General features: G+C 45.2%; 15 protein-coding genes. 9 read left to right on the forward strand and 6 right to left on the reverse strand.

Annotated elements, in window-relative coordinates:
• Positions 1–202: 202 nt before the first annotated feature.
• Both rsgA and sstT read left to right on the forward strand, forming a co-directional pair.
• Complete coding sequence (rsgA, locus tag MU515_RS11200; RefSeq protein ID WP_260260507.1) at positions 203–1,258, forward strand: ribosome small subunit-dependent GTPase A; 1,056 nt, start codon at positions 203–205, stop codon at positions 1,256–1,258.
• Between the two features lie 337 nt (positions 1,259–1,595).
• Positions 1,596–2,825 (forward strand): serine/threonine transporter SstT, encoded by a 1,230-nt coding sequence (sstT, locus tag MU515_RS11205; protein ID WP_260260508.1) that lies wholly within the window; start codon positions 1,596–1,598, stop codon positions 2,823–2,825.
• A gap of 78 nt (positions 2,826–2,903) precedes the next feature.
• On the opposite strand, the gene MU515_RS11210 is transcribed toward sstT, so the two are convergent.
• Complete coding sequence (locus MU515_RS11210) at positions 2,904–4,130, reverse strand: tetratricopeptide repeat protein (RefSeq protein WP_260260509.1); 1,227 nt, start codon at positions 4,128–4,130, stop codon at positions 2,904–2,906.
• A gap of 344 nt (positions 4,131–4,474) precedes the next feature.
• On the opposite strand from MU515_RS11210, the gene nagB reads away from it, so the two are divergent.
• Positions 4,475–5,275 (forward strand): glucosamine-6-phosphate deaminase, encoded by an 801-nt coding sequence (gene nagB, locus MU515_RS11215; protein WP_260260510.1) that lies wholly within the window; start codon positions 4,475–4,477, stop codon positions 5,273–5,275.
• A 53-nt stretch (positions 5,276–5,328) separates the two neighbouring features.
• Here nagB and MU515_RS11220 read toward each other — a convergent pair whose 3' ends face one another.
• Positions 5,329–5,685 carry an acyl-CoA synthetase gene (locus MU515_RS11220; RefSeq protein ID WP_260260511.1) on the reverse strand — a complete coding sequence of 119 codons (357 nt, stop codon included), beginning with the start codon at positions 5,683–5,685 and terminating at the stop codon, positions 5,329–5,331.
• A 200-nt stretch (positions 5,686–5,885) separates the two neighbouring features.
• Between MU515_RS11220 and MU515_RS11225 the strand changes: the two genes are divergently transcribed.
• A complete protein-coding gene (locus MU515_RS11225; RefSeq protein WP_260260512.1) occupies positions 5,886–6,770 on the forward strand; it encodes a DMT family transporter in 885 nt (294 codons plus the stop codon).
• Positions 6,771–6,834: 64 nt separating this feature from the next.
• Complete coding sequence (locus MU515_RS11230; protein WP_260260513.1) at positions 6,835–7,170, forward strand: hypothetical protein; 336 nt, start codon at positions 6,835–6,837, stop codon at positions 7,168–7,170.
• A 15-nt stretch (positions 7,171–7,185) separates the two neighbouring features.
• Here the strand turns inward: MU515_RS11230 and MU515_RS11235 are convergent, their stop codons facing one another.
• Positions 7,186–7,956, reverse strand: a complete 771-nt coding sequence (locus MU515_RS11235) for a ferredoxin--NADP reductase (protein ID WP_260260514.1) — start codon at positions 7,954–7,956, stop codon at positions 7,186–7,188.
• A gap of 316 nt (positions 7,957–8,272) precedes the next feature.
• Between MU515_RS11235 and MU515_RS11240 the strand changes: the two genes are divergently transcribed.
• The 3 genes from MU515_RS11240 (at position 8,273) to arfB (ending at position 11,990) form a co-directional block, all read left to right on the forward strand.
• Positions 8,273–9,979 (forward strand): ankyrin repeat domain-containing protein, encoded by a 1,707-nt coding sequence (locus tag MU515_RS11240; RefSeq protein ID WP_260260515.1) that lies wholly within the window; start codon positions 8,273–8,275, stop codon positions 9,977–9,979.
• Between the two features lie 215 nt (positions 9,980–10,194).
• Entirely contained in the window at positions 10,195–11,490 is a 1,296-nt protein-coding gene (locus tag MU515_RS11245; protein WP_260260516.1) for an alpha/beta hydrolase, read from the forward strand.
• Positions 11,491–11,576: 86 nt separating this feature from the next.
• Positions 11,577–11,990, forward strand: a complete 414-nt coding sequence (arfB, locus tag MU515_RS11250) for an alternative ribosome rescue aminoacyl-tRNA hydrolase ArfB (RefSeq protein ID WP_260260517.1) — start codon at positions 11,577–11,579, stop codon at positions 11,988–11,990.
• Between the two features lie 68 nt (positions 11,991–12,058).
• On the opposite strand, the gene MU515_RS11255 is transcribed toward arfB, so the two are convergent.
• The 3 genes from MU515_RS11255 to MU515_RS11265 are packed head-to-tail and all read right to left on the reverse strand — an operon-like array spanning position 12,059 to position 15,525.
• Entirely contained in the window at positions 12,059–12,301 is a 243-nt protein-coding gene (locus MU515_RS11255) for a glutaredoxin family protein (protein ID WP_260260518.1), read from the reverse strand.
• Between the two features lies 1 nt (position 12,302).
• Positions 12,303–13,235 (reverse strand): ribonucleotide-diphosphate reductase subunit beta, encoded by a 933-nt coding sequence (locus tag MU515_RS11260; RefSeq protein WP_260260519.1) that lies wholly within the window; start codon positions 13,233–13,235, stop codon positions 12,303–12,305.
• A gap of 31 nt (positions 13,236–13,266) precedes the next feature.
• On the reverse strand, positions 13,267–15,525 hold the full coding sequence (locus MU515_RS11265; RefSeq protein WP_260260520.1) for a ribonucleoside-diphosphate reductase subunit alpha: 2,259 nt from the start codon (positions 15,523–15,525) through the stop codon (positions 13,267–13,269).
• A 477-nt stretch (positions 15,526–16,002) separates the two neighbouring features.
• Here MU515_RS11265 and trhO point away from each other — a divergent pair, with 477 nt between their 5' ends.
• Entirely contained in the window at positions 16,003–16,983 is a 981-nt protein-coding gene (gene trhO / locus MU515_RS11270; RefSeq protein ID WP_260260521.1) for an oxygen-dependent tRNA uridine(34) hydroxylase TrhO, read from the forward strand.
• The last annotated feature ends 67 nt before the right edge of the window (positions 16,984–17,050 follow it).

The following is a 17,050-nucleotide window of genomic DNA, read 5'->3' on the forward strand; positions in this document are numbered from 1 at the left end:
CCCATCTCTTTTGCTATATTTAGCCGCAATTAACCTAATGGAGGAACATCATGATTGTATTACTTACCCACCCGGCAAAAATAGCGAAGGCGCTTTAAACTTTCCTTCCCTCCCTCTTTGCCCGGTGATACTCAACCGGGGTCTACGATTCTGACCCTACAAAGCTTTATAGCAGTACAAAACTGCATGCTTGGGGTAACCAATGAATACTCAAAATTCTCAGCCACATACACTTAATCAACTTGGCTGGAACAATTTATTTCAACAACAACTTACTCTAGAAGATCTAGAGCAGCATCACTTTGCCCGAATTTCGGCTCATCACCGTAGCGGTTATCAACTAATGAGTGAAAACGGCGAAAGCTCATTACCCATTCATAAATCCTTACCTGAGATGACGGTAGGTGACTGGGTGGTACTGGATGAAAATGAACAGTTTGTACGCCTGTTAGAAAGGCAATCCCTGTTTAGCCGCAAAGCCGCTGGTAGCAAAGTGGCAGAGCAGTTGATCGCAGCCAACGTCTCAACCCTATTTATCGTTTGTTCGTTAAATGACGACTTTAACCTAAGCCGCATTGAACGTTACTTAGCCATCGCACATGAAGCACAAGTCGAGCCAGTTGTCGTGCTGACCAAAGCCGATTTGTGTCAAGATAGCCAAGACAAACGGGCGCAAGTACAAGCGCTTGACCCAATGCTCATGGTTGAAATGGTCAACGCACTAGATGCGAGCCAGTGCCAAGTATTACACGCTTGGTGTGGGCTAGGTAGGACCGTCGCTTTTATGGGTTCATCCGGTGTTGGCAAATCAACGCTGGTCAACTCGTTACTCGGCGAACAAGCTCAAAGTACTGGCGGCATTCGTGAAAGTGACAGCAAAGGCCGTCATACCACCACCAGTCGTTCGATTCATCTACTCAACAGCGGCGGTGTGTTAATCGACACTCCGGGAATGCGTGAATTACAAATTCACGACTGCGCTGAGGGAGTGGAGCAAACATTCTCTGATGTACAGGCGCTCGTCGAGCAGTGTCGATTCTCTGATTGCCAACACAGTAACGAACCAGGCTGCGCAGTGAACAAAGCGCTTGAGCAAGGGGTCATCGATGAGCGACGCGTGAATAACTTTCTAAAGCTAATGCGTGAACAAGAGCGCAATAGCAGCTCGTTGGCCGAACAAAGAGCAAAAAGCAAAGAGTTCACCAAATTCTGCAAAGTCACTCAATCACACAGCCGCAGTTTAAAAACCGGTTACTGATTTCGACATCTTTATTCCAAGGGGCTATAAGCCCCTTTTCTTTTGCACGCCGCAAACGTTTAACAGCAACATAAAATTCACACTTCGTGACATTTTGTAATTTTTAATACCAAAATCCAATTATTTATAGACACAATATCTCAAGCCGCTAGTATGTTTCGTTCAGCAACCGTTCGCTGACGATACTCATCAAGATAAGTACCTGTTTACATTTCCAGTAGAGAAATTAATCAATCACACATTGAGATGGGCATCACCGCTTTCAAAGTTGGTAGTGTGCTCTGCCACCTGACAAAGCAAAACCACTATTAAAACAAAACCTATACAAGGTAATACTATGCAATATTCTTTCTTAGCACGCTTTGCTAGAGGCAATCTCGTCCTGCAAATCTTAGTCGGTATCCTATTGGGTGCAGCATTGGCCACCTACTCTCCTGAACACGCAAAAAGCGTAGGCATGTTGGGTGAGCTATTTGTTGGCGCATTAAAAGCTGTCGCGCCAATTTTGGTGTTTATCTTGGTGGCAGCGTCTATCGCCAACCAAAAGAAAAACCAACACACTTACATGCGCCCTATCGTCGTACTCTACCTATTTGGTACCTTTACAGCCGCACTGACTGCTGTTCTCATGAGTTTCCTTTTCCCTACCACTTTGACACTGGTTTCAGGCGCTGAAGGTACGACCCCGCCGCAAGGTATTGCGGAAGTGATGCACACACTACTATTCAAATTGGTCGATAACCCAGTAAATGCACTAATGAGTGCGAACTACATCGGTATTCTAGCTTGGGCCGTTGGCCTTGGTTTGGCGCTTCACCATGCGTCTGATACAACCAAAGCGGTATTTGAAGATCTTAGCCACGGCGTATCACAGATCGTTCGCTTCATTATTCGTCTAGCGCCATTTGGTATCTTTGGTTTAGTGTCAGCTACGTTAGCGACGACTGGTTTCGAAGCGCTAATGGGTTACGCACATCTACTGGGCGTTCTACTAGGTTCAATGGCCATCATCGCGTTAGTCGTTAACCCGCTCATCGTGATGGTGAAAACAGGCGAAAACCCATACCCACTGGTTCTTCAATGTTTACACGAAAGCGGCGTAACGGCATTCTTTACTCGTTCAAGTGCTGCAAACATCCCAGTAAACATGGCGTTATGTGAGAAGCTAAAACTGGATGAAGATACTTACTCAGTATCAATCCCGCTTGGCGCGACCATCAACATGGCTGGCGCGGCAATCACGATTACTACCTTAACTCTAGCTGCAGTTCACACCATGGAAGTGCCGGTTGATATCATGACAGCGCTACTACTCAGCATCGTCGCTGCAGTATCAGCATGTGGCGCATCAGGCGTAGCAGGTGGTTCATTACTGCTTATCCCACTGGCATGTGGCCTGTTTGGTATCCCGAATGAAATCGCGATGCAAGTGGTTGCGGTTGGTTTCATCATTGGTGTAATTCAAGATTCAGCCGAAACAGCGCTGAACAGTTCAACTGACGTAATCTTCACCGCATGTGTATGTAAAGCAAAACAGAAACAGCGCGGCTACGTTCGTCTACGCTAATTCGACAATTCTGTAGCGCTATACGCTAGAAACAAAAAGCCCCGCTCAAGTCATTGAGCGGGGCTTTTCTTTATCCAATTACTGCTGTGGTTTATCTGATGAAGGGGAAGTGATTGATTGAGAGGAGGTGGTCGATGGTGACACGCTCGATTGTGAAAAGTCTAATGGTGCGGCCTCAGCTTGCGGCTCTGCCATCATAGGTGCTTCTATCACGTCAACTTGTTCCAAGTTATCAAACAAGTCTGCTTCGCCCTCTACAACCATATCTTCGCCCGCCATCATTGCTGGGCTCATATCGAATTTATCGTAAGGGATATCACGCTTATAGAGCTTATTCAGCGCTTTAATCAGCGAGTGTTTGCTAACCTTGTTCTCTCGAATGCGTTTAAGCATAGGTTTTGAAAGAGCTTGTAAACCAACAACCGTATCTACACCGATATTAAGCGCGACTTTATCACGCATCATACGCGCTTCATCATTGCCAAGTTGACCAGCTAAGAACAACCAAATATAGGCAATGCAGCGCCCGCTACCGCCATGGTCAACCCAAATCTCACCCAGTCGAACCATCGCAGGGGTATAACCCTTTTCAGCAGCGCGCTCTAACCAATAGCAGCCTTGCGCGTGATCAGCTGCAACACCAAGACCATGAATGTAATTAAGACCAAGCTTCATGCGGCCTTCATTGCTGCGCATCGCAGTCGCTCTACGAAACCACTCAGTAGAAGTGCTTGGACTTGGATCTGGATTGTTATGAGCGATAAACCAATCACCCAAAAACAGAATCGCTTCAAGATGGCGCTGCTTAGCGGCTTGCTCCATCACAAATATGCCTTTCTCAAGGTTTGGCTCGACACCTCGGCCATGAATCAGCGATTCTGCCATTTCAAACTTGGCTTGCAATACACCATCATGGGCATCAATGGCTGTGCGCCAATACTTGGCCTGTTCTTTTAGAACGAGGTCTTCACGCATCCGATCGCTAATACGCACAATGCCATACATGCCCGTGATATTGTCTAGCTCAGCGGCCTTATGGTACCAATATAAAGCTTGGCGCAAGTTGGTTCGTTCAGCTTCTTTAGCAAGATAGAGAATCATGGTGATGTCGCCACCCTCAGCTTTCATCACACGCTGCTCTTCTTCCATTTTCCTGTCACGCTCCATCGCTTTTCTCAGCGCAATTTCTCGCTGTCTGCGTTCTTGTTCTACGCGTTTTTTCCGAATGGATAGCGCAAGCATCCACACAAACAAGAAAAGTAAAAGCAGTCCGGTCGCCCCTATGGCGATCCCTATCATATTCATTCGTATTTATGTCACATGTTGTGTTGATAATATTAGTATCGGCCAATCGTCGAAATTATTGAGCTTATCAACGACTCTGGCTAGGCACAGGATATGCTAACTCGATGATTGTGAGAACCGTTAGAGGCTCAAAGTGGATACTTCGTTGAAGAAATTATCTCCATTATTCTTTTATAAAACTATTGATAAAACACTCAAAGCAAACGTGTGCTTTTCGATGAACGTTATCAAAACAAAAAGAAACGACAAAAATTGACCAAAAACAATAGAAGATCAAGATCACTTATTTTATAATGCAAATTAATTAAGACAGCATATTGAATTCTAATAATCAGGGGCAGAAAATGAGACTTATCCCGCTTAACCAAGCAGCACAAGTAGGCAAATGGGCAGCAGCACACATCGTTAAACGCATTAACGACTTCAACCCAACTGCAGAGCGTCCATTTGTTCTAGGTCTACCTACTGGTGGTACTCCACTAGCGACTTACAAAGCGCTTATCGAATTGCACAAAGCTGGCGAAGTTAGCTTTAAGCACGTAGTAACTTTCAACATGGATGAGTACATCGGTATCCCTGCGGATCACCCAGAATCATACCGCTCTTTCATGTACAACAACTTCTTCAACCACATCGACATCCAAGAAGAGAACATCAACCTTCTTGATGGCAACGCGGATGACAACGAAGTTGAATGCAAACGCTACGAAGACAAAATCAAGTCTTACGGCAAAATCAACCTATTCATGGGCGGCGTAGGTAACGACGGTCACATCGCATTTAACGAGCCAGCATCTTCTCTGTCTTCACGTACTCGTATCAAGACACTAACTGAAGACACTCGTATCGCGAACTCTCGTTTCTTCGACGGCGACATCAACCAGGTTCCTAAGTACGCACTAACTATCGGTGTTGGTACTCTACTTGACGCTGAAGAGATCATGATTCTTGTTACTGGCCACAACAAAGCACTAGCTCTAGAAGCAGCAGTTGAAGGCAGCGTAAACCACCTATGGACTGTATCTGCACTTCAGCTACATCCTAAATCAGTGATCGTTTGTGACGAGCCATCAACTCAAGAGCTAAAAGTGAAGACAGTTAAATACTTCACTGAGCTAGAAGCTGAGAACATCAAAGGCTTCTAATCATCTTGATGATTGAACATGTAAAAAGGAGGCTTCGGCCTCCTTTTTGTTTTTCACGCTAAGTTGAAGAACAGCTCATCGTCTGTCATGTATTTATGCTTGTTACTTAAATTACGTACATGCATAAACATAAACTCCGGAAAGCCCGGTGCTAAAATCGAGTTTGGCTCCCAACACACGCCGCCAACAAAAATATATCGGCCCTGTTTTTCATCATCATGCAAAGGGTTATTCAGCGGGGTAGAAAGTTCGGCTCGCACACCCTCTAACACACACACGATTTGACCTTTAGCGACCCCTATTACGCGGTTCACCAAGTTAGCCTTTACGCCACACTTCCATGCTTGTCGTGTCGCCATTTCAAAACCTTGCTTTCTGACGCCTTTACGCACATTCACAATTAAATTCATTCTTCACATCCAAACGGCAGTCACGGTACAACAAGCACTCAAAGTAGCGCGCAAAGGATAGACAAAGCGAGCAAAGAATACTCTGATATTCTCACCCGATGATAATCGCCAGTTTCGGAACTCTAAAACTCAAAACGGTTGATTGCGGTGCGCATTTCAGTCACATTGGCGACAGATAGACTCAGTTGACCAGGACGCCCATGACCACCGCTAGCTTTTTTCGCCTACTCTTATTGGCTGCCATTTGGGGCGGTTCATTCCTGTTTATGCGCATTTCTGCCTCAGCCTTTGGCCCTGCTTATTTAATTGAGTTTCGAGTTCTATTTGCCGCTATTTGCTTATTTTTGGTGAGCTTATATCTAAAGCGCAGCCTTCTCTTTCGAGCCCATCTTAAGCATTTTATGATCATCGGCCTTTTTAACTCAGCTTTGCCTTTCGTCTTATTGGCCTTTGCCGCGCAAACACTTAACGCCTCAACCTTATCTGTAGTTAACTCTACGGCAGTGATCTGGGGGGCGGTCATTGGCGTGTTTTGGCATAAAACCCCTCTAACCAAAAAAGCAATCATGGGGTTAGTGATTGGGGTGGCAGGTGTGACGGTATTGGTGGGCTGGGATGCACTAAAAATTGGCCAAGAAGCGATTTGGCCGGTACTCGCGGGTTTGATGGCGACGTGCAGTTACGGCATTGCCACGAACTACACCAAAACCTCACCAAACATTGCGCCGTTTGATAATGCTCACGGCAACATGTGGGCGGCGGTGCTTTGGTTGTTACCTCTGTTACCCTTCATCCCTATGCGCACCACACCTTCGGATGTCGAAATTGGCTCAGTGATCGCGCTCGGTGTACTTTGCACCGCGACCGCTTACTTACTTTATTTCCGCTTAGTGTCTGAGATTGGGCCTGCCTCAACGTTGTCGGTCACCTTCTTGATTCCCGCTTTTGGTATTTTGTGGGGTTACCTGTTTCTCGATGAACCGATTGGCGTCAGCACGATCATTGGGACCAGTTTGGTATTACTCGGCACCAGCTTAGTGACCGGTTTCTCTTTCAAATCATTACTCAGCAAACCAAAACCCTAGCTCAACCGCCTTGCTAAACTTAATGCCTATACTAAAAGAGTCGCGTTAAGAATAGGGATGAGATATGAGCTCAATTTTATTGTCGATGCTGCTGCTCACCACACCAGTACAGCCGGCAGCAAGTAACACGCTAGCACTCAAATGTACGCTGCTCGAAACGCCCGATCAGTTCTTGTTTTACTACGAACAAATGGTCTATCGCAGCGAGCAATTTGTCATCTTTCAGAACTTTAAAGGAAGGGTAGTGACTCAGGTGGATTTAAAAACTGGCGAGCTGATTCGAACGACGTATCTCGGTGAAGATTATTTGCCCAACTATCAAATTTTACTTGGCCAATGCCATGACGCGCCACATGTGATCGAACTGTGGACATTAGGCCAAAACACGTTTGATCATTGACCTAATGACCCGCAGTTACCAATATCGCTCATAGACAATATTGCCGCCCACAGCATGGCGAAAACGGCTTAACCCCTGATTTAGCAAGCTTTTGGTCGTATCTTTTATCATCGCCGGGTTGCCACATAACATAACAAAGCTACCTTCAGGGTCAAAGTTCACTCCTGCGGCATCCATCAACTGGCCTTCATCAATCAGTTGTGGAATTCGGCCATGCAACGCTCCTTGCTTGATTTCACGCGACACTATAGGAATGTATACCAATCGCCCTTCATATTGCTCAATCAACTGTTCTATCAAATAGTGATACACAAGATCAGCTTGATGACGAACACCATGTACTAGCACCACTTTGTCACAGTTAGGGCGGAAGTTAAGATCATCAAGTAGCGACAAAAATGGCCCGATCCCAGTTCCTGTCGAGAGCAACCATAAATTGGTCGATGATTTGGGAATGGTATCAAAAATCAAATCCCCATGGGCGCTTTCACCGACGTAGAGTCCATCTCCCACTTTGAGTTGATGTAAGCGCGGGGAGAGTTTCCCATCTGAATTCGAGATTAATAAAAACTCTAGTACGTCGCTTGTCATTAGAGGTGCGTTTACCAAAGAATAGGCACGTGAAATCAGTTCACCTTGCTCATCAAGTAAGGCGAGTTTGGTAAATTGCCCTGCTTTAAATTTCAGCGATGCGCCAGTTAAACGAAGGCTGAAAATTTCATCAGTCCAGTCCGTTCGTTTCTCAACAAACGCTTGAGAGTAACCTACGATTTCACTCTTTATCATCTCTTACCTCGCCCAAAGTGAGTTATCCGCAGTTTAAAATATAGACTATCCGGTCTTTTCTATTGTCGGATCTTCATGTTAATGAACTGTTGTCTCATTATTTCCCCAACAAAACCGCAATGGATAACATGAATCGACTAGAACTATCCATCTTTTACAAATTACCGTTAGGCTAAGAAATAAATGGGCTACATCGCAACTCTACAAACCAAGACACTTGAATAAGCAACTGTTTTTATTTAGATTCTTCAGCTTTGGACTGAACTACCTGTCTTAACTCCCTTTTTCCATTGCTTTGCCGGAGATACGCATTACTATGACTAAAAAATCGCTGCTCGCTGTTATCATCGCTGCAGGCATATCAACGTCCTCCTATGCCCAACAAGAACCTTGCGATAACCTCGATTTTAATTCCCCGGATCGGCTATTCAACGCAATAGAACATCACTGTTCTATCAGAGTCGGCGAAATGCTCAGAATGGGCGACGATCCGAACATGACAGACGATATCAACGCGACGCCACTCATCTACGCAGCTATAGAAGATCAGTCGTTAATCACCGCCCAACTGATTGAGGCAAAAGCTGAGATTGATGCGACCAACAATTTTGGACTCACCGCGTTAATCGTCGCAGCCAGAAATGGCAGCGCTTATGCGACAAAGCAATTAATCACCGCCAAAGCCAATCCAAACATCATCGATAAAAACGCGATGACAGCACTAATGTACGCTGTCAAAAATAACCATGCCGATGTTGTTGATGAGTTACTTAAGGCCAACGCAAACGTTGATTTCGCTGACCAGCGAGGTTTTACAGCTTTAATGATGGCAAGCTGGGAAGGTAACGCCACGATAGTTGAAAAACTGCTGGCAGCGAATGCCGCTGTGGATGTTCAATCAACCAACGGCTATAACGCTCAAACAGCTCTCATCTACGCCAGTGAAAAAGGCCATACAGAAGTCGTTAAGCAATTACTCAAAGCCAACCCAAGAACCTATATCAGAGACAACTTTGGTAAATCGCCATTGGATTACGCCAAAGAAAGTGGTTACGCCGAGATAGTAAACTTACTTAAGCAATATCAACCACCGGCTTATTCTTCACTTCCTAAAGACCAAGCGTTATGTCAACAAACCTTGACTCAGCAGGAGCAAGCACCTCTGCTATATGCCATTGATAACGACTGTGCCGAAACCGTCAAAAAACTACTGAACGAAGGTGCGAACCCTAACCTCGTTAACCGTTATGGTAATACCGCATTGATGATGGCGGCGGCCAATCGAAACCCTGTGATTGCGCAGTTGCTTATCAAAGCCAAAGCCGATGTTAACGCTGCCGAAGCAGAATATGGTGGTACGGCACTGATGACTGCGAGTTCACAAGGTTCATTAGAAGTTGTCGATCTACTATTGAAAGCTGGCGCTAACAACATCGAAGCTAAAAACAAATGGGGCGATACCGCGCTAATGAAAGCGGTCTTATCTGACCACGCAGCTACAGTTGAACGTTTAGTCGCGGCCAATGCCAGTCTGGATACCCTCGGTCGATACAAACTAAACCCATTAATGACCGCCAGCCTCCAATCTCCAAACACGGTAAAATACTTAATTAGCATCGGCGTAGATGTGAATGAGCAAAACAAAGAGACTGGTGAAACAGCCCTGATGATCGCAAGTCAAAGAGGCGAATATAAGATTATTACACTACTAACCGAAGCCGGTGCCGAGCTAGACATCAAGAGCAATAATGGTGCAACAGCTATGAGTATGGCCAGAAATCCAGAAAGTAAACTTAGATTAAAAATGGCCCGATACGAACAATTGGTTCCTCAATTACATGAGCTATTAGAAAGCGGTGTTGCCATTTCAGATCCTGAGGTGCAAAAGATCGTCAAAGAAATCGTCGAAGTTGCTCCTGTCGGTTATCGAACAACATCGTTTGAAAACCGTTATATGAAGGACAAAGAATCCATGCTTTCACTACCGAAAGACTCCTCCATCGTAAGGCGCAGGTTCTACTAACCGCTTAGCATACATAGCGTCACCAAGAATAAAACCAACACCGAGCATTCCTAATGGAATGCTCTTTTTTTAATTCATTCCCCACATATCCACCAACATTTTCTTTAACGCTCAACACCAAAAGGTGAACGCTTACCTTACGGGGTAAACAAGTCGTCAAGCCAATGATAAAATAACGACTTAAACCGCTATGAATCCACATTAGGGAACGTTAAATGTTACATGCGCAAGCTTTTATCCAAGAGGGTGTCCAATACCGTCCCCACAGTTTCACCGTGCCTCTAGACTATTCAGATGCAAGTAAAGGTGAGTTGACCATTTTCGCACGAGAAATGAGCCTAGTCGGTGATAATGCTGACAAACCTTGGCTGGTATTTTTCCAAGGAGGTCCCGGCTTCCCTGCAATGAGACCACTTGGCAACAGCGGTTGGGCAAAACGCGCATTACAAGAATACCGGGTATTGCTACTTGACCAACGCGGCACAGGTAACAGCAGCGTAATCAGTCACCAGACACTGGCAACATTATCACCAGAGCAACAAGCCGATTACCTAAGCCATTTCCGCGCCGACAACATCGTGCGTGACGCTGAATTTATTCGTGAGCAATTTGGCGTTGAGCAGTGGGCAATTTTAGGTCAAAGCTTTGGTGGCTTCTGCTCGCTGACATACTTATCCATGTTCCCGCAAAGCTTGCTACGTAGCTATATTACTGGTGGTGTGCCGTCGATTTTGCGCCATCCTGATGATGTCTATAACGCCACATTTAAGCGTACCATGGACAAGAACAAAGCCTTCTTTGCTCAGTTCCCAGCGGCTCAAGAACTTTGCCAGAAGATTGCCAACCACCTGATCGAAAATGATGTCACATTACCCAATGGTCAACGTTTTACCGTTGAGCAATTTCAGCAAATTGGCATCAACTTCGGCATGAGCGACAGCTTTATTGCCACTTACTACCAATTAGAAAATGCCTTGGTAGAAATTGATGGCCAAGCGACATTGCGTTACGAGTTCCTCAATGCAATGTTGGCAGAGCAAGCATTCCAAACTAATCCGCTCTACGCCATCTTGCATGAGTCTATCTACTGCCAAGGTTTTGCTTCAAACTGGAGCGCGCACCGAGTCCGTGGTGAGCATGACGAATTTAATTACCAATCCGGTAAGCCGTTCTACTTTACTGGCGAAATGGTGTTCCCTTGGATGTTTGATCAATACACTTGCCTACAGCCGTTAAAACAAGCCGCTGAACTGTTGGCTGCTAAATCTGACTGGACGCAGCTGTACGACCCAGCCCAACTTGCGAATAACAAAGTACCAGTAAGCTGCGCGGTTTATGCCGATGATATGTTTGTTGAGATGGACTTTAGCCGTGAAACACTGGCGATGGTGCCAAATGCTAAGGCATGGATCACCAATGAATACGAGCACAATGGCTTACGCGCGGATGGCGAGCACATTTTAGATAAACTGATCGCAATGGGTAATCAAACCGCTGCAACGCTTATTTAAGCTCAATATTTCGATATCAAGAAGGCTTATTGAACACGCCATAAGCCTTCAATCACTTACCAAGTACCGAACCTCAAAAAGACATTATGCTGAAAATCTCAAACACTGTGACGCTGCAAAGCTGGGAAATCCAACTGACTGCCATTCGAGCGCAGGGCGCGGGTGGGCAGAACGTCAACAAGGTCTCTTCAGCCATTCACCTACAATTTGATATTCAGCACTCCACCTTGCCTGCGATCTACAAAGAGCGTCTACTAGCCCTAAAAGACTCTCGTATATCCAAGCAAGGCGTAATCACCATCAAAGCGCAGCAATTTCGCACTCAAGAGCAAAATAAAGAAGACGCACTTAATCGGCTCGCCGAGTTAATTCAATCAGCCATGGTGATACAAAAAGCACGCAGAGCAACTAAACCAACACGCGCATCTAAAGAAAGACGTTTAAAAGCTAAAGACATTCGCTCAAAAACCAAGTCGCTACGCGGCAGAATCAAAGACTAAAAAAGCCACTTTAGATAATCTAGAAGTGGCTTGGGTTGGAGCAATTCTTAACTTAACTCAAAAGATGATTAAAACGCGCATTCCTGCTCAAACGCGATGCGCGCTTGCAGCGTGGCGAAATCGCCAACAGGTGTGCCATTAAGTTTGAATTGAGGATAGCTACGCGCACGAGGGAAGTGTTCAAACAGCGCTTCGCGATCAAAATCTTTATCCAGCTTCAGTGTCGCAACAAACAGCCCTTGGTTAGTTAACCACTGCTCGGCACTCACGCACTGAGGGCAGTTATCCTTGCTGAACATTTCAATTTCCATATTAGAACTCCGCATCAAAACTTAGTTGGCGATCCGATGGTCGCTTATACTCAGTCACACGCTTCTCAAAGAAGTTAGTCTTGCCTTCCATATCAAGTAAGCGCATATAATCAAATGGGTTTTCAGCACCAAATACCGTTTTAAAGCCAAACAAATCGGCAATCACGTCTGCGGTGTGCTCGATGTATTGGCACATTAGCTCAGCATTCATACCAATCAGGTCAACTGGCAATGCTTCGGTTACAAACTCTTTCTCGATTGAAACCGCTTCACGACAGATTTCTTCAAACTCGGCTTGAGTCACTTGGCCTTGACCTAATGTCTTAAACAGCAAGGCTGAGAAGCTAAAGTGCAAGCCTTCATCACGGGCAATCAAATCGTTACTTGCCGCAAGACCAGCAAGCAGGCCACGCTTACGGAAGTAGTAAATTGCACAGAAGCTACCAGCAAAGAACAAGCCTTCAACCAAACCAAAGGCTATCAAACGCATGGCTAATGATTTATCTGAGCCAATCCACTTCATTACCCACTGAGCTTTGCGCTTAACCGTTGGGACGTTTTCAATCGCATTGAACAGACGCTCACGCTCTTCTACATCAGGGATGTAGGTTTCAAGCTGCAGTGCGTATGTTTCTGCGTGAATCACCTCGTTAAACGCTTGAAGTGCTAAGAAACAACGCGCCTCTGCAATCTCGATTTCACCATAGAAACGAGTCAGCAGGTTTTCGTTGATCATGCCTTCACTTTGAGCGAAGAAAGCCAACACGTGGCGAATAAAGTGTTTTTCGCCCTCTCCTAGCTTGTTAAGATCCGCAAGATCTTGCGCAAAATCGAGCTCTTCTGTGGTCCAAAAAGCGGCTTCATGGGTTTTGTAAGCATCCCAGATTTCTTCATATTGAATTGGGAATAAGCTGAATTTGTTTTTAACGATCATACCGTTTCCTTTCTACTCGGTTTGATGTGAACTAGGCGCCACAGTTGAGGCAATCTTCATCTTGTTGCTGACCACCAACGGTCACTTTCACTGCATTCGCCGATGGCTTAGAACGCAGGTAGTACATGCCAGTCTTCAGACCTTTCTTCCATGCGTAGAAATGCATGGCGTTAATTTGTGCAAAGGTTGGGGAAGCTAGCCATAGGTTTAAGCTTTGTGACTGACAAACGTATGGGCCACGATCGGCTGACATATCAATGATGGCTTTTTGCGATATTTCCCAAATGTTGCGGTAGACCGCTTTGAGATCATCAGGGATCGCGGGGATATCTTGGACTGAACCATTATGAAGAATGATGTTGTCACGGATCTCTGTCGTCCAAAGGCCGCGCTGTTCCAAATCGTACACTAGGTGTTTGTTCACAATAATGAACTCACCAGAAAGCGTCTGACGTTTGTAGATGTTGCTGGTCTGCGCTTCAAATGCTTCAGTATTACCTAAGATTTGCGCAGTTGACGCAGTTGGCATCTGAGCAATTAGCAGTGAGTTGCGCACGCCATGCTGAGATATATTCTGTTTTAAGCTATGCCAATCCCAACGGCTGCTTGGCTCTGCCTGCCATAAATCAAACTGGAAGATACCTTGGCTAATTGGCGAACCATCGTAACTATCGTATGTACCTTTCTCTTGCGCTTGTTCACAAGACGCCTCTAGCGACGCGTGGTACATAGTTTCTGCAATATCACGGTTGAGCTTGCGCGCTTCTTCACTGTCGTAAGCAAGGTGCATCTTAAAGAACACATCCGCTAAGCCTTGAATACCCAAGCCTACAGGTCGGTGAGCATGGTTCGATTTTTCAATCTTATCCGTTGGGTGGTAGTTAACATCAATCACGCGATCTAGGTTTTTAATCGCAACCTTAGTTACGCGGTGCAGAGCATCGAAATCAAAGCCATCTTGAGTGACAAACTTAGGCAGAGCCACAGAGGCTAAGTTACATGCTGCAGTCTCTTCTGGCGTCGAGACTTCCATGATCTCTGCACATAAGTTACTCGACTTAATCGTACCTAGGTTCTTCTGGTTAGATTTCTCGTTACATGCGTCTTTATAGAGCATGTAAGGTGTGCCAGTTTCAGCTTGCGACTCAATAATTTGTGTCATCAAGCTACGCGCTTTAATGGTCTTAACACCTAAGCCTTGCTGTTCGTACTGTTCATACAAACGTACAAAATCATCACCATAAACATCTGATAGCCCTTTAGCAGAATGCTCACTAAACAGTGTCCAATCACCATCTTCTTCCACACGCTGCATGAACAAATCAGGCACCCATAATGATAAGAACAAGTCACGAGCTCGGAACTCTTCTTTACCGTGGTTCTTACGCAAATCAAGGAAGGACTCAATATCTGCATGCCATGGTTCAAGGTAAATCGCAAATGAGCCTTTGCGCTTACCACCGCCCTGATCAACATAACGCGCCGTTTCGTTGAATACTTTCAGCATAGGCACGATGCCGTTAGAGATACCGTTGGTCCCTATAATTGGTGCACCAGTTGCTCGGATATTGTGGATATGAAGACCAATCCCGCCCGCTGATTTTGAAATCAACGCACAATCTTTCAACGTATCGTAAATACCTGAAATTGAATCGTCTTGCATCGCCAATAGGAAACAAGAAGAAAGCTGCTGCATTTTACAGCCCGCATTGAATAGCGTCGGCGTTGCGTGGGTGTAGTAGCCTTGGCTTAGCAAGTCATACAGCTCTTTGATCTCATCTAAATCGTTACCAGCAACAGCAATTGCCACACGCATAAACATATCTTGTGGGCGCTCAGCGATTTCGCCATTCACTTTTAGCAAGTAAGAACGCTCTAGTGTTTTGTAACCGAAGTAGTCGAACTGATAATCCCGGCGGTAATCAATCAGCTCTTCAAGTTCGTGTTTATGGGTATCAACGAAACTTACGTACTCATCAGACAAAATACCAATTTTGGCGAGCTTTTGCGTCGCATCCCAAAGGCCGCCTGTTTCTTTTTGCAAAGAACTCACCATGACCCGTGCTGCAAGCTTTGCGTAATCTGGATGTTCCGCCGCCATACTGCCTGCCGTTTCCGCTAGGAAAACGTCAATTTCAGTCACCTTGATACCATCGTACAAACCACTTACCACGCGTTGAGCAACCGCGATAGGTTCTACTTTTAGGCCATCTGAGAGCGCCTCAGCACGTCTCGTTACTTTATCTAAGCTGGCTTTCTCGGTACGTCCGTCTCGTTTTATTACGTCCATAATTCTATATCTTGTGTTTTATTTAAGAAGTTGACCCTACATGTATGCATTTAGATCTAAGTGATAACAATTATCATTACAAGTAATTTTACATTTAGGATTCCCGCTAGAAAAAATCAGATTGCAAAATTCGCAATGGCTGACAAACCGCCATACACCAAGGGGTTATTGTCTGTTGAGCGAAGTAAGTGCAAACGAATAATTTACGCACAAAACCATAAATATCAGCAACTTAACTAAATTTAGATTAATCAACAAAAAAGAGAGCAAGATCACATTAACATCGAAAGAGCCATCAGACTTTTCTTACCCTTTTTGAAGCAAAAATGGCCATTTTTTACCATTAAGATGATTTAAAGCCGCAATGCGGTAAATATCCTCTCCTTTGCCCCTAAAAACTGTCGGTATTTGTCTAAACTAGTTAGAGATATAATGAGAACAATTCTCAATAAACCTCATTTCTACTAAGGAATTACCATGAGTGAGTTCGTTGTTTGCGCTCTGTACAAATTTGTCCAATTGGATAACTACCAAGAATTGCGTAAGCCCCTGCAAGATTTAATGCAGCAACACCAAATTCGAGGCACATTACTTTTGGCTAAAGAAGGCATCAACGGCACCGTTGCAAGCAGCCGAGAAGGGATAGATACCCTACTCGCATGGCTTAACAATGAACCGCGTTTAGCCGGTATCGTCTACAAAGAGTCATTAAACTCACAGCAGCCTTTTAATCGCAGTAAGGTCAAGCTGAAGAAAGAGATTGTGACCATGGGTGTGGAAGGTATCGACCCGCGACAAGTGGTCGGCACTTACGTTAAACCAAATGAATGGAACGACCTCATCTCAGATCCAGAAGTGTTTGTGGTGGACACTCGTAACGATTACGAAATTGAACTTGGTACGTTCAAACATGCGGCAAACCCGAATACTGATACTTTCCGTGAATTCCCTGAATATGTAGAGAACAATCTTGATCCCGAGAAACACAAAAAGGTCGCGATGTTCTGTACCGGTGGTATCCGCTGTGAAAAATCCACCGCCTACCTGAAAGAACAAGGGTTTGATGAGGTGTATCACCTCGAAGGCGGCATTCTAAAATACTTAGAAGAAGTGCCGGAAGAAGAAAGCCTTTGGCAAGGTGACTGCTACGTATTTGATGGCCGAGTGGCGGTCAATCACCAACTCGAAAAAAGCAGCTTTAATCTTTGTAACGCCTGTCGATTACCGATAACTGAACAAGATAAGCAATCCGAACAATTTGAACACGGTGTCAGCTGCCCTAAATGTTTTGGCAGCCACTCAGAAGAGCAAATCGCTCGCTTCCGAGAGCGTGAAAAACAGATCATGCTAGCGAAAGAGCGGGGTATTGAGCATGTGGGTGGTCAAAGCCAGCTGCACATGCAGCAGAGACGCCAACAAAAGCTCGCCGCTAAAGCCGCACAACGTAAGCAAAAGTAGCCCACAGATGAGCAATCGCTTTCTCTTTGGCTTATGATCACAAAAGAAGCGGTTAGTTAAAATTTTC

The organism is Vibrio intestinalis (genome assembly GCF_025195085.2).
GTDB lineage: Bacteria > Pseudomonadota > Gammaproteobacteria > Enterobacterales > Vibrionaceae > Vibrio > Vibrio intestinalis.

Coding starts and splice junctions, on each gene's coding strand:
- rsgA (WP_260260507.1), top strand. CDS start 203: ATGAATACTCAAAATTCTCAGCCACATACACTTAATCAACTTGGCTGG.
- sstT (WP_260260508.1), top strand. CDS start 1,596: ATGCAATATTCTTTCTTAGCACGCTTTGCTAGAGGCAATCTCGTCCTG.
- MU515_RS11210 (WP_260260509.1), bottom strand. CDS start 4,130: ATGAATATGATAGGGATCGCCATAGGGGCGACCGGACTGCTTTTACTT.
- nagB (WP_260260510.1), top strand. CDS start 4,475: ATGAGACTTATCCCGCTTAACCAAGCAGCACAAGTAGGCAAATGGGCA.
- MU515_RS11220 (WP_260260511.1), bottom strand. CDS start 5,685: ATGAATTTAATTGTGAATGTGCGTAAAGGCGTCAGAAAGCAAGGTTTT.
- MU515_RS11225 (WP_260260512.1), top strand. CDS start 5,886: ATGACCACCGCTAGCTTTTTTCGCCTACTCTTATTGGCTGCCATTTGG.
- MU515_RS11230 (WP_260260513.1), top strand. CDS start 6,835: ATGAGCTCAATTTTATTGTCGATGCTGCTGCTCACCACACCAGTACAG.
- MU515_RS11235 (WP_260260514.1), bottom strand. CDS start 7,956: ATGATAAAGAGTGAAATCGTAGGTTACTCTCAAGCGTTTGTTGAGAAA.
- MU515_RS11240 (WP_260260515.1), top strand. CDS start 8,273: ATGACTAAAAAATCGCTGCTCGCTGTTATCATCGCTGCAGGCATATCA.
- MU515_RS11245 (WP_260260516.1), top strand. CDS start 10,195: ATGTTACATGCGCAAGCTTTTATCCAAGAGGGTGTCCAATACCGTCCC.
- arfB (WP_260260517.1), top strand. CDS start 11,577: ATGCTGAAAATCTCAAACACTGTGACGCTGCAAAGCTGGGAAATCCAA.
- MU515_RS11255 (WP_260260518.1), bottom strand. CDS start 12,301: ATGGAAATTGAAATGTTCAGCAAGGATAACTGCCCTCAGTGCGTGAGT.
- MU515_RS11260 (WP_260260519.1), bottom strand. CDS start 13,235: ATGATCGTTAAAAACAAATTCAGCTTATTCCCAATTCAATATGAAGAA.
- MU515_RS11265 (WP_260260520.1), bottom strand. CDS start 15,525: ATGGACGTAATAAAACGAGACGGACGTACCGAGAAAGCCAGCTTAGAT.
- trhO (WP_260260521.1), top strand. CDS start 16,003: ATGAGTGAGTTCGTTGTTTGCGCTCTGTACAAATTTGTCCAATTGGAT.